This window comes from Brevibacterium gallinarum, from assembly GCF_014836885.1.
GTDB lineage: Bacteria > Actinomycetota > Actinomycetes > Actinomycetales > Brevibacteriaceae > Brevibacterium > Brevibacterium gallinarum.
Genome location: NZ_JACSPY010000004.1, coordinates 140,690 through 153,886 on the forward strand (window position 1 = coordinate 140,690; position 13,197 = coordinate 153,886).

Sequence of the window (13,197 nt, forward strand, 5' to 3'; positions counted from 1 at the left end):
TGATGGTGACCTTGTTAACACTGCCTGAATCGCCGAGGCGGCGGTCACCGCAGTGGTGACCGCCGCCTCGGGCACGGGGCCGGCGGGCTCAGTTGCCGCCGTCGGTGGCAGCGTCACCGGGTTCGGTTTCGCTGTCAGCCGGCGAGGCCTCGTTCTCCGCCTTCATCGCCTCGTCGAGGGCCTCCCGCAGGCGCGTCTGTGCCTCACCGTAGGCGGCGAAGTCGCCGTCCTGCAGGGCCTTGTCAGAATCCTCCATGGCCCGCTTGGCCTTGTCGAGGGCGTTGGCGAGAGCCTGGTCGGCAGTCTCCTCCGGCTGGGTGCCGCCGGTCGCACCCTCGTCCTCGTCGACCGGCTCCTGGCCGGCGTCACCGGCCTGAACGCCGGAGTCACCGCCGAACACCTGGTCAAGGGCGGCATCGAGGGTCGGGGCGAAGCCGATCTGCTCACCGAAGGCCACGAGCACGCGCTGCAGCACCGGGTAGGAGGTCTCACCGGCCGAGCGGACGTAGACCGGCTGGATGTACAGCAGACCGCCGGCCACCGGCAGGGTCAGCAGGTTGCCGTTCTGCACCTGCGACTCACCCTGGCGCAGCAGGTTGAGGCTCGACTGGATCTCAGGCTCGGTGTTGAAGTTGTTCTGCGCCTGGCCCGGGCCGGGGAACGTCGTGTTGCGCGGCAGCTGCAGCAGACGCAGCCGGCCGTAGTCCTCGCTCTTCGTGCCGGCTTCCTCACCGGCATCGGCGTTGGCCGCCAGGAAGCCGGTGAGGTTGTTGCGCGTCTGGCCTTGGGCCTGACGCGGGATGAACGACGAGGTCAGCGAGAACGACGGCTTCTCCTGGCCGGGCATGCGCAGCGTCAGGTAGAACGGCGGCTGCAGGAGGTTGCGCTCCTGGTTGACCGTCGGGTCCGTCGGCAGCGTCCAGAAGTCCTGGCCCGTGTAGAAGGAGTTCGCGTCGTCGACGTGGTAGCGGGTGAGCAGCTGACGCTGCACCTTGAACAGGTCCTCGGGGTAGCGCACGTGCGCCATGAGGTCTGCGCTCATCTCATCGGTGGACTTGAACAGGCCCGGGAAGATCTTCATCCAGGTCTTGAGCACCGGGTCGTCGTCTTCCCACTCGTATAGGTCGACTTCGCCGTCATAGGCGTCGACGGTGACCTTGACCGAGTTGCGGATGTAGTTCACCTGCTGCGGCGGCAGCGCCTGCTGGCTGCCGCTGCGCTCGGTGTTCGAGTCCTGCGTGGCATCCTGCAGCACCTGCGGAGTCGAGTACGGGTAGTGCGGGCTCGTCGTGTACGCATCGACGATCCACTTGATGCGCCCGTCGATGACCGCCGGGTAGGGGTCGCCGTCGACTTCGAGGAACGGGGCGACGCGCTTGATGCGCTCACGCGGGGTGCGCTCGTACAGGATCTGGGATTCCTCGTTGACCGCATCGGAGAGGACGATCTGCTCGTCCTGGAACTTCACGGCGTAGACGAGGCGGTTGAAGAAGTTGCCGACAGACGGTCCGCCCTCACCGGAGAACGTGTTGTACACCTGGGCCTCGCCGTCGTCGCCGTCAGCGGGGTAGTCGATCTCGCGCGGGTCGGCGCCGTCGGGTGCGCCGACGATCGAGTACAGCGGTGAGCGCTCTCCGAAGTAGATGCGCGGCTCGTACTCGCCGAGCTCACCGGTGGGCGGGATGTTGGCTTCGAGGAAGGACGGCTGGCCGTCATTGCCCTGGCGGTTGCCGTACGCGGCGACGACACCGAAGCCGTGGGTGTAGACGACGGCCTGGTTGAGCCACGAGGAATCCGCCTGCGAATCCGGGTTGAGCTCACGCAGCGCGATGACCGTGTCCTGCATCTCGCCGTCGATCCGGTAGCGGTCGACGTCGAGCTGTTCGGGGAAGCTGTAGAACGGACGCTGCTGCTGCAGCTGGCGGAACGTATCGGACACCAGGTTCGGGTCGAGCAGACGCACCGAGGCGGCGGTCTCGGCATCGGCGCGCAGCGCGCCGGGCTCACCTTCGGTGGTCGGCGAGTACGGGATCACATCGACGTCCTGGATGCCGTAGGCGTAGCGGGTGGCGTCGAGGTTGCGCTGGATGAACTCGCGCTCCAGGGACTGCTCGGAGGGCGAGACCTGGAACTGCTGCACGGCAGCCGGCAGGCCGATGACCGACACAGCACCGAGGACGAGCAGCATGATGACCGAGACGATCGAGAGCTTCCACATGCTGCGGAAGGCGTTGGCAAGGAACAGCAGCGCGACGACGAGCGCGGCCAGGGCAATGATGAGCATCGCCGGCAGCGTGATGTTGCTGGTCGTGTAGGTGGCACCGGTGACGATGCCGCTGGTGTTGGTCAGCGACTCGTAGCGCAGCACGAACAGGCGGGCGGCCTGCAGCAGGATGAGCACGCCGGCGGTGATGGCGATCTGCACCTGAGCCGCACGGGTCATGTCGAGACCGCGCTGCTCACCGGGACGCAGCCCGCCGAACAGGTAGTGGGCGACCAGCGAGCCGATGAAGGCCAGCAGCGCGACCATGCCGAGGTAGTCGACGATGAGGCGGATGACCGGCAGCTGGAAGACGAAGAAGGACACGTCCCAGCCGAACTCGGGATCCTTGATCCCGAACGGGGTGGAGTGCAGGAACATCTGCACCTGCTGCCAGGAGGCCGACAGGGCGATGCCGCCGAGCACACCGACGACGAGCGAGGCGACGATGGTGACGACTGCGCGCAGCGGTTCGATGGCCTCGCGGTAGCGGTCGAGGTTCTCCTGCTGCGGCGTCGTGGGCGCATAGACCGGCCGCTTGCGGTGGGCCAGGTTCAGGCACAGCCACAGCGGTGCGGCCATGAGCAGCACACCGATGACGAACAGGACGATCTTCGTGACCCATTCGGTGGTGAACACCTGCAGGAAGCCGAGCTGGTCGAACCACAGGATGTCGGTGTAGACCTGCGCGAACACGACGAACAGGCCCAGCACGACGGCCACGCCGATGAGCGTGAGGACCAGCGGCGAGACCTTCGTCGACCGGCCTTGCGGCCGACCGGGCGAACCGGGCTTACGGGGTGGACCGGCGGAAAACGTCACTCGTTCCCTTTCGTCGAAGCGGTGTCATCGCGCGCCCTGCTGGGCGTCGCACTGCGGAAGGCTGTCGGTATTTCCTGCGGCGATGTCCTCGACCGCAGCGTGGGCATCGGACAGCGTGTCGATGCGGACCACATTCAGATCTGTGGAGGCGGCGGCGTCGACCACCTCGGGGCAGTTCTTCGCCGGTGACAGGAAGTACTCGGCACCCGCATCCGAGGCGGCGCTGACCTTCTGCCGGGCCCCGCCGATCGGCGAGACGGTCCCGGCGGGATCGATGGCGCCGGTGCCGGCGATCGGCGTGCCGCCGGTGAGGTTGCCTGGGGTGAGTTCGTCGATGATCGTCAGGGCGAAGATCATGCCTGCTGAGGGCCCGCCGATGTCTTTGACGTTGTAGGTGACCTCGAACGGGAAGTCGAAGCGCTGCTGCATCGAGATGCCGATCATCTTCTTGCCGTGCACCGGCTTGGGCTCCAGTTCGACAGACAGCTCGTTGTCCCCGCGCTTGAGGCCGAGCTGCACGCTGCCCTCGGATTCGGTGACGGCCGCCGCGACTGCCGTCGCGGCATCGGGGTCGCCTCCGAGTCCGGTGCCGTCGATCGAGGTGATCTCGTCTCCGGGCTGGACCTGCCCGTCTGCCGGCGAGTTTGCCACGACCTCGGCGACGGTGGTGACAGAGGAGTAGTCGATGCCGAGCTCGCCGAGCGCAGCAGCGGTGGCGGTGTCCTGCGAGGAGGCCATCTGGGCGGTGTTCTGGCCGGTGACGTCCTCGCGGGTGGTCGTCAGCGGGTAGTAGGTCTCGTTGGGCACGACGGTATCGGTTCCTTTGATGACCGATCGCAGCGCCTCGGAGGCGTAGACGGTGTTGCCCGGGCCGCCGGCGACGGCGACGGTGAGCATGTCGAGCTGGCCCTCAGCCTCATACGTTTCGGTGCCGCTGATCGTGATGAGATCTTTACCGTCGACCGGCTCGAGGGTGTTGACCACCGGGCCGGGCATCTGCAGCAGATAGGGCACCGGGATGAGTGCGCAGGCGAGCACGAGGCCGTAGGTGATGATTCCGGACAGGATCCCACCGGAGCGGGCGCGGGGCCTGCCGGCCGGCTTCCCTGCCGGGTCTGCGGCGCTGTCAGCGCTGGTCGTGGGGGTCTGCGGCGCGCCGACGGGGGCGGGCTCAGGTGCGTGACCCGAACCGGCTCCGGCGTTGTTCGTCACGTGGTTCAACCCTTTCGATACGCACCAGTGAACAGACCTGCTCCAGTCTAGACGAGGCACCGGATGGGAACCACTCAGGAATCCCCTGTCCGCCGGCTGTGTGTGCGAGGGCCGGCGCGCATTTCGCCGAGGACGAAACGACCGCCTCGGGACCGGTGGTTCGGAACATTTGACCAGCTTCTCCGGTTAGCCTGACATGACTACCACCGCCCGCACCGAACCAGGGGGTCCGCATGACCGATAAGAACGACAACGAACAGCAGCCTGACGAGAACAATCCTTTCGGCAACATGTTCGGCATGTTCTTCGGACCCGGCGGCGGTGCAGGTTTCGGCGGCCCCGGCGGCGGCTCCGGCGGCCAGCAGGGCATGCCCGGCGGGTTCCCGTTCGACCCGGCGATGCTCGGCGGGATCATGCAGCAGCTGCAGGAGATGATGAGCGGAGCCGGTGCCCAGAAGGCAGCACTCAAGGCCGCCGAGGACAAGGTGCCGACTCCCGATCCGGACGTCAGCGAGGAGACTGCCGCCGCCAGCCGGGATGCGTTCCGTGTCGCTGAGCTGTGGCTGGCGAAGGTCACCGACCAGCCGGCCAGGATCGGAGATGCGCAGACCCTGACCCGCAGGGAATGGGTGCACCAGTCGCTGCCGGGCTGGGAGAAGTTCCTCGCCCCGGTGCAGACGAACATGACCCAGGCGCTGACGAGCACGATCGCCGAGCAGGCACCCGAAGAGCTCAAGCCGATGCTCGCCGGTGCCTCGCAGATGTTCGCCTCGATGAGCAGCTCGATGTTCGGCGTGCAGCTCGGTGAGGCGCTCGGCGGACTCTCCGGTGAGGTGCTGACGTCGACGGACATCGGCCTGCCGCTGGTCGCCGGTGACAGGCCGGTGCTGGTGCACGCGAACATCGTCGGCGCCGCAGCAGAGCTCGACATCGACCCGAAGGAGCTGCGCATCTACCTGGCCGTGCGTGAGCTTGCCCACCTGTGGCTGTTCACGCGCGCCCCGTGGCTGGCCGGCCACGTCGAGACGGCGCTGGCGAAGTACGCCTCCGGCATCGAAGTCGATATGGGCCGCATCGAGGGGCTGGCCGGGCAGATCGATCCGAGCAACCTGGAGCAGGTCAGCCAGGAGGTCCGCGAGGGCCTCTTCAACCCGCAGCAGACCCCGCAGCAGGCTGCGGCCCTCGAGCAGGTGCAGAACCTGCTGTCGGTCATCGCCGGCTGGGCTGATGTCGTCACCTACTCCGCCTGCGAGGCGCTGAGCGAGCGCGATGCGATCCGGGAGGCGCTCCATCGCCGGCTGGCCACCCAGAGCTCTGCTGATCGCCGGTTCGCCGAACTCGTCGGCCTCGAACTGGTGCCCACCCGACTGCGCGATGCCGTCGCACTGTTCGGATACCTGGAGCAGTCCGAGGGCGCTGAGGCACGCGACCAGATCTTCACCCACCCGGATCTGCTGCCGAGCGCCAAGGATCTTGATGATCCGCTCGGCTACCGGGAGCGCCGTCAGGAAGCCTGGTCGAGTGAGACCGAGATCGACGAGGCGCTCGAGAAGATCCTGAGTGAAGGTTCGGCCGAGAAGCCGACCGCTGACGATGCTGACAGCAGCGCAGGCGCAGCAGATGACGGTGACAGTGGAGCCGCCGATGGCACCGATGCGGATGATGAGCGCTGATCGAGCGCTGAACGACTTCGCTGCCGAGCTGCGCAGCGCCGGACAGGCCCCGCAGGCAGAGTTTCTGCTCGCTGCGGGGCCTGCCGCATTGTCGAAGAGCGCCGGTCCGGATCACTTCACTGCCAGCTGCGTCGTCTTCGACCTCGCAGCCGATGATCGGCGGGTGCTTCTGCAGCAGCACCGCAAGACCGGCAAGTGGATGCAGTTCGGTGGCCACGTCGAGGCGCATGATGATTCGTTTGCTGCCGCAGCCGCGCGCGAGCTGAGCGAGGAGGCGGGTCTGTGCTCCTGGCGCTGGTTCTCCCCCATGCCTGTGTCCGTGACCTCGTACACCCTCTCAGCCCAGCACGGCCGGTGCACCCGTCACCGGGATGTGCTCTTCGCAGCCGATGCCTCTGAGACCGAATCGGTGAGCGTCTCGCCGGAGTCCCACGCGCTCGGCTGGTTCAGCCTCGATGCGCTGCCGGATCAGCTCATGCCGGATCTGACCGACCGGCTTCCGAAGCTGTGGGATGCTGCTCACCAGCTCGCACAGCGCTGACTCACAGGCTGGTCAGCTGGTGTGCCGGGCTTCGCCCTCTCCGTAGCTGAACCCCGACAGGAAGATGTCGGCGTCCTTGGTGCGCTCATAGCGGTCCGTCAGCGCATGGAAGGCCGGCGAGTGATTGGGCTCGCGCAGGTGCGCGAGCTCGTGGACGAGCACCGCATCGAGGACCCACGCCGGCACCTCGCGCAGGCGCTCGGAGATCCGGATCTGACCGGTGGCCGACGTCGTCGACCCGAATCGGGTGCGCTGATTGGACACCCAGCGCACCGAGGTCGGGGCGATCCCATCGTCGAAGAGACGTGCGTTCAGCTCATCCGCGCGGGCTTCCAGATCCTCATCACCTGGTGCCGGCACCGCAGCCCGGCGCTCCAGGCGCTCGATGAGCCGTGCGATCGAGGAGATGTTGCGCTCCAGGTCGAATCGGGCAGGCACAGCCAGCTGATAACCCACCGGGGTCTTCGTCGCCGAGATCGTCTTGCGGCGTCGCGCTGAGCGCTTGAGGGTGATCGTGCCGTCGCCGATCCCTGCTCGCACATCCGAGGCGTCCACGTACTCTCACCCTGCCCTTTCACACGGCTCTGCCACTGCAGACATCTTCGCACGCCGCACAGACATCACCACCGCCGCCGGGCCCATCGACTCCGCCGGACCCGCCGACTCCACCTCCCGCGTGACAGCCACCACTCGACCGGCAGCGACCTGCCACAGGCGGCAGGGAAAACCAAGCCGCAACGCCGCAGTCAGGAGCTCCGGAAAAAATTCTCGAGATTTCTTTGTGTCCACACCTCACCCAGGGGGTGATTCCTCACGTCAATCGGGACTTCCCGGCAGTTGCGCTCACCCGAACCCGATACACAATGCACACCGTTATCCACACAAACGGCGTCAGTTCCCCGGCGTTTTCCACACACCATGCACAGGGGGTGCTCGGCAGTCTGTTGACGTGGGTGCGGCAAGCGGCATAGTTTGAGGAGTCAGACCCTCGGAAAACCCGAGATTCGTGGGCTGGGGGAAGGTTCACGAAACTCGCGAGCGGCTGAGGGCTTCGACCGGGCGAACAGCTCTGACGGCGTGCATCTCACGCCTCATGTCATGAGTGCGTTCGCCCGGTCTCATTTCTGTCTGGGCCCGTTTCTGCACAGAGTTTTCCACAATCGCCTCATCCCCCTGTCCGTGCATGTGCGTGTGAGCCTACGATGCCGGTGTACAAGGGGGTTCACGGCATGAGATATCAGCTTTACCGATCGGTACCGGTGGTCTGGCGCAGCACACGATGCATCCAATTCGGTGTCGACTCCCCCGTGCTCATCGACGGGCTCACCGCGGCCGACACCGAACTCATCAATGCGATCCGGATGGGCATCAGCGCCCGCGACTTCGACGCCCGCGCAGCCCATCTCGAAGTCAGCCCGGCTCGCTCAGCTTCGCTGCTGTCCCTTCTGAGTGAAGCCGGTGTGCTCATGCCTGTTGAGCGCACTGCGTATCGGGCCGGCAGCACCGCGCACGTCGATGCCTATGCCGCCCGGATCCGGGCAGAGCCCAGCAGCATCACCGGACAGCTCACTCGACCCAGCGTGCTCGTCCTCGGGCCGCTGCGACGCGGACTCCAGGCCCTGCTCGTGGCCGCCGGCATGCGCGCTGACATCATCGACCGGGCCGAGGATGCACTGACGGCGGACCGGCCGCTCGTCGTGCTGACCGGCGCCTGGGTCGATGACGCGGTGGGCGCTGGATTCCTCCATGAGCACGGGATCGACCACTGCCACGTCACGGTCGGGCAGGAGCAGGTGCGTCTGTCGCATGTGATCCGGGCACAGGAGACTCCCTGCACGCGCTGTGCGATCGGCTTCCGCTGCGATGACGACGCCGACTGGTTCGGCAGCTGGCAGGCGCTGTGGCAGCAGGCTCCCTCCGCGTCGCTGCTCGATCCGGTGCTGTGCGCTCTGGCGTATGCGCATCAGGCCGAGCGCGTGCGCGAGCACATTCTGAATCCCGGCTGTGTCGCCGATGATCTCGTCGTCTCCGCCGGCGGCGAGGTCGTCATCGAGACACCGGAGTTCCATGCCAGCTGCGATTGCCGGGCATCCGTCCTGCAGCATCTGAGCCGCGTGTGATCAGGAGGCGTTGTCACTGCGCTGCTGACGGACGGTCTCGATGATCGCCTCACCGAACTGCTCCTGTTTGACCGGGCCGATGCCAGGCACCCGGGCGAGCTCTTCCCGGTTTCGGGGCGCAACCTCGGCAACCATATTCAGCGTCGCGTTCGTCAGCACCATGTAGGCAGGGATCTGGTGGTCCTCCGAAGCCTGCTTGCGCCAGTCCTTGAGCGCTTCGAGCAGCTGCGGGTCGATGGCTCCTGGGCAGTCGCCGCAGCGACCGATGCGGCGTTCGACGATGTTGACGAGGACCTTCTGGCACTTCTGACAGTGCACCGTGTCTCCCCCGCGGGTCGTGCCGGCAGCCCGGCTGCGCCGTGCCTGCGGGACCTGCCGGAGCTGGTCGCCGCGCAGTTCGGCCAGGAAGCGTGACGGGCGCCGCGATCCGGCCCGGCCGGCATGCCGGGCTTTCGACCAGCTCAGCCGCAGCTGCTTGCGCGCACGGGTCACCGCGACATAGAGCAGCCGGCGCTCCTCGGCGATCTCGGCTGGTTCGCTAGCATAGCTGATGGGCATCAGCCCCTCGCTGAGGCCCACGACGTGAACGCTGTCCCATTCCAAGCCCTTGGCCGCGTGCACAGAGGCCAGTGTGACGCCGTTGATCGGCGGAGCGAACTGGTGCTCCTGCCGGTCGGCGAGCTCGGCGACGAACGTCTCCAATGGCACCGGTATCTCGCTGTCGGCCTGCATCGCCTCGGCAAGGTCGACGATGGCGGCAAGCGATTCCCACTTCTCGCGGGCGGCACCCACCCGCGATTCGCCGGCGGCACTCCAGCCGGTGTTCTCCAGCACCTCGCGGACCACCTCGGGCAGCGGCCCTACCCCGTGGGTGCGGGTGGCGGCGTTGAGCATGACGAGGGCCTGCTTGACCTCTGGGCGGGCGAAGAACCGCTCCCCGCCGCGCAGCACATAGGTGATGCCGCGGGCGGCGAGGGCCTCTTCGTAGGCCTGGCTCTGGCCGTTGGTGCGGAACAGCACCGCGATGTCCTGGGCGGCGCGTCCGGCAGCGAGCTCATGGGCGACGGCGTCTGCCACGGCTGCTGCCTCGGATGGGTCGTCGCCGTATTCGAAGTACTGCACCGGGCCCATGCGGGGATGGGTGGCCTGGAGCACGAGCGCCCCGCGGCCGGTGTGGGTCAGCAGCCGGTTGGCGGTGTCGACGATGTCGGCACTCGATCGGTAGTTGCGCACCAGTCTGACGGTCGAGGCGTTGGGCAGGTCCCGGCGCAGGCCGAGCAGGAATGAGTCGGTGGCACCGGCGAACGTGTAGATGGTCTGGGCTGGATCGCCGACGACGCACAGGCTCTCGCGTCTGCCCAGCCAGCGGCGCAGCAGGTCATACTGCAGCGGGGAGACGTCTTGGAACTCGTCGACGACGAAGCTGCTGTACTGGGAGTGGACTTTCGCGGCGATGTCCTCGCGGGTGCCGAGCACGCCGTTGAGCACGAGGAGGACGTCTTCGAAGTCGATGAGGCGGCGGCGGGATTTCATCTCCGAGTAGGCGAGCATGATCCGCTCCATGCTGGCGACATCGATGCCGTCGGGCAGCTCGCGGTCACCTGCAGCGTGCAGGTATTCCTCGACGCCGAGCAGGGAGGCTGCGGCGTACTCGATCTCGGCTGCGACATCGCGGACGACTTCGCGTTCTGGTTCGAAGCCGAGGCCGGCCATCGTCTGCGAGAGCACTCCGGCTTTGTGCGTCAGCAGGTCGGGAAACGGACCTTCGGCGATTGATGACCAGAAGAACCGCAGCTGTCGCAGCGCAGCTGAGTGGAAGGTGCGGGCCTGCACGCTGGGCACGCCGAGGCTGCGCAGCCGGGAGCGCATCTCACCGGCGGCCTTCGATGTGAACGTCAGGGCGAGCACCTCGGTAGGGCGGAACTGCCGGGTGTGCACGCCGTAGGCGATGCGGTGTGTCATCGCTCGTGTCTTGCCGGTGCCTGCACCGGCAAGGACGACGAGCGGGCCGTCGAAGTGCTCGGCAACCTGCCGCTGTTCGGGGTCGAGGGCGGCCAGCAGCTCTTCGGCGACCGGTCCCGAGGCGCCGGGGCCTGGGGGCGTATCCGCGTGGCTGTGCGCGCGGGGCTGGGTGGGCTGTGGGCTCATGCGTTGTGCATCCACGCGGAGATGAGCTGGCCTGCGATCGAGACGCTGCCGGGCACCGAGACGGCACCGGTGTCGACCTGTTCGCGCAGCTCCTCACGCGTGAACCAGCGCAGGCCGGAGATCTCGACGAGATCGGCCTGGAAGTCCAGCGTCTGCGCCTCGACGCTGAAGCCGAGCATGAGCGAGGCAGGGAACGGCCACGGCTGCGATCCGAGGTAGCGGGGGTTGCGGCACGGCACGCGTGCTTCTTCCCAGACCTCGCGCACCACGGCGTTCTCCAGGGTCTCTCCGGGTTCGACGAAACCTGCGAGGACTGAGAAGCGGTCTTCGGGCCAGGCCGCGTTGCTGCCGAGCAGGAGGCGTTCGGTGCCGTGCTCGTCGGTGTGCACGACGGCCATGATGACAGCCGGGTCGGTGCGCGGGAAGTGCTCGCTGCCGGCCTCGGGATCCCTGCGCACCCAGCCGCCGCGCATCGGCACAGTTGGCGCGCCGTTGCGCGGCGAGTGCGTATGTGTGCGGTGCCAGTTGCCCACCGCGACGAGTTCGCAGGCCAGTCCTGCGTCGCGGTCGCTGAGCGCCTCGGCGATCTCGCGCAGCGGCAGCCAGGTCGGCTCGGCTGCGTCGATGCCGCTGGCCGGTGCGTCGAGGAAGTCGACGGCGTCCCGGTCGCGCTGCGCGGCCAATGAGGAGTCGATCGCCGCACGTCCCGCATCGGTGAGGTCGATGCCGATCCAATGGGTGTCGGTGTCGTCGACGCCCAGGTAGATCTGGGTGGAGTCCTCCGGCACCTCAGCTTCGGTCACCGGGGCCAGGCCGCCTGAGGCGACGAGCAGGTAGCCGCGGTGGGCAAGGATCCCGTGCACGCGCGAACGCTGCCACAGCTCGGAGAGATCGCCGTCGGATCCGCGCGCCGCATCGTTGCGGTCGACGGCACTGCGGGCAAGGCTGGCCGGCTGGAGCATCGGGAGGGGTTTCATGCGTTCCACTGTAGCGAAGGGCAGGGACATCGATTCGAGGAATGGCCGCGCCTGTGGAGGACGCGAACTTCTGCCACCGGGCGGCGGCATCGGAGTGTAGATCCACCAACCTCCGCGCGCGGACAGGTAGATTGGGTGACGTGGACACCTTGGGACTCAGGCTTGCAGCAATCGCCGCCGGACAGATCGCCGGTTTCGAACCGTCGCTGTGGACGAAGCTGCCGGATTCGCGCGGCCCGCGTGTGCTGCTCAGCGATGAGGACCGCTCGCTGGTCGTCAGCCTCATCCCCGACTCTGATGTGCCGGCCGCTCAGACCGAGGCAGTGGCGTGCGCTGTGCTGCGCAGCCTGCTGCCCGATACGCAGATCGGGTTCCCGCAGATCCTCGCGACCGTTCGGGCTCCGAATGACCTGACCGAGGACGACCGCACTTACGAGGTCCAGATCTCCGACCCTCTGGCCGGCACCCCTGCAACGCTGGAGGGCTTCGCAGAATCCCAGCAGCTGGTCAGCGCACTGGCCGACTTCCTCGCCGACCTGCACAACAGCGACACCGGTGCGGTCGCCGATGCCGGGCTCGTCGTCCATGATTCGGCTGAGCTGCGCGAACAGCTGCTGGCTGATCTCGATCGCGCGGCCGGCACCGGGCTTGTGCCTGCGGTGCTGCTGCAGCGCTGGGAAGACGCCCTGGAGAACGTCTCGACCTGGCGGTTCCTGCCCTGCCCGATCCACGCAACGCTGGCTCCGGAGGCGATCCGCATCGAAGATGAGCGCATCACCAGTGTCAGTGATTTCTTCCGCTTCCGAGTCGGCGACCCGGCAGCCGACTTAGCGGCGGTGTCGACGTTTGTGGAGGGCTCCCACTACGAGCACTTCCTCGACCGCTACCGCCAGCAGCGCGACATCAAGGATGCCGGTCTGCAGGCACGCGCCGAGCTGCTGGCCGAACTGGCAGTCCTCGACTGGCTGCTGCTGGCAGTCGACACCGAAGATGAGACCGCGAAGTCCGATGCGGTCGCCCTGCTGAATTCGCTTGCCGAGGTGGCGACAGCTGATGCCGAACAGCCCCGGCATGCCCAGCCGTACGAGTTCACCGATCGCCGCGAGGCCCTGGCAGATGACGCAGCCACCCACGAGGAGGACGCCCCTGCGCCAGGGTCTGCAGAGGACACTCCCGCAGCGGACACTCCCGCAGCGGACACTCCTGCAGAGGATACGTCTGCAGACGATGAGCCCGACACGGCCTCGCCTGGGCTGTCCGCACCTGATCTGCAGCCGCGAGTCGAACCGCAGGTGCAGCGCAGCAGCGACCCTGACACATTCCGTCCGGCAGCTGACCCCGCCCCGTTTGACGAGGGAGTCTCAGCAGACGTGCCGACGGAGCGCATCATGGATGTCGACGAGCAGCCGCAGGAATCCGGCGAACGTCCCGAGAAGTTCTGAGC

At 67.2% G+C, this 13,197-nt stretch carries 9 protein-coding genes; 4 read left to right on the forward strand and 5 right to left on the reverse strand.

All coding sequences use genetic code 11. From position 1 onward, the window contains the following. Positions 1-88: 88 nt before the first annotated feature. Complete coding sequence (locus tag H9634_RS06150) at positions 89-3,082, reverse strand: UPF0182 family membrane protein (RefSeq protein ID WP_191725830.1); 2,994 nt, start codon at positions 3,080-3,082, stop codon at positions 89-91. 24 nt (positions 3,083-3,106) lie between these two features. Beyond that, entirely contained in the window at positions 3,107-4,294 is a 1,188-nt protein-coding gene (locus tag H9634_RS06155; protein WP_318245020.1) for a YlbL family protein, read from the reverse strand. A gap of 233 nt (positions 4,295-4,527) precedes the next feature. On the opposite strand from H9634_RS06155, the gene H9634_RS06160 reads away from it, so the two are divergent. Both H9634_RS06160 and H9634_RS06165 read left to right on the forward strand, forming a co-directional pair. After that, positions 4,528-5,967 (forward strand): zinc-dependent metalloprotease, encoded by a 1,440-nt coding sequence (locus tag H9634_RS06160; protein WP_191725831.1) that lies wholly within the window; start codon positions 4,528-4,530, stop codon positions 5,965-5,967. After that, entirely contained in the window at positions 5,939-6,508 is a 570-nt protein-coding gene (locus tag H9634_RS06165; protein WP_191725832.1) for an NUDIX hydrolase, read from the forward strand. The genes H9634_RS06160 and H9634_RS06165 overlap by 29 nt, the downstream gene beginning before the upstream one ends. A 12-nt stretch (positions 6,509-6,520) precedes the next feature. Here the strand turns inward: H9634_RS06165 and H9634_RS14860 are convergent, their stop codons facing one another. Beyond that, a complete protein-coding gene (locus H9634_RS14860) occupies positions 6,521-7,063 on the reverse strand; it encodes a M48 metallopeptidase family protein (protein ID WP_318245021.1) in 543 nt (180 codons plus the stop codon). A gap of 674 nt (positions 7,064-7,737) precedes the next feature. On the opposite strand from H9634_RS14860, the gene H9634_RS06175 reads away from it, so the two are divergent. Then, positions 7,738-8,628, forward strand: a complete 891-nt coding sequence (locus H9634_RS06175; protein ID WP_191725833.1) for a hypothetical protein — start codon at positions 7,738-7,740, stop codon at positions 8,626-8,628. Here H9634_RS06175 and H9634_RS06180 read toward each other — a convergent pair whose 3' ends face one another. Together H9634_RS06180 and nudC are read right to left on the reverse strand one after the other, a co-directional pair. After that, the gene (locus H9634_RS06180; protein ID WP_191725834.1) at positions 8,629-10,776 is read right to left on the reverse strand and encodes an ATP-dependent DNA helicase UvrD2; all 2,148 of its coding nucleotides are present in this window, start codon (positions 10,774-10,776) and stop codon (positions 8,629-8,631) included. After that, positions 10,773-11,753, reverse strand: a complete 981-nt coding sequence (gene nudC / locus H9634_RS06185) for an NAD(+) diphosphatase (RefSeq protein WP_175294524.1) — start codon at positions 11,751-11,753, stop codon at positions 10,773-10,775. The genes H9634_RS06180 and nudC overlap by 4 nt, the downstream gene beginning before the upstream one ends. 140 nt (positions 11,754-11,893) lie before the next feature. Between nudC and H9634_RS06190 the strand changes: the two genes are divergently transcribed. After that, positions 11,894-13,195, forward strand: a complete 1,302-nt coding sequence (locus H9634_RS06190) for a phosphotransferase (protein WP_191725835.1) — start codon at positions 11,894-11,896, stop codon at positions 13,193-13,195. The last annotated feature ends 2 nt before the right edge of the window (positions 13,196-13,197 follow it).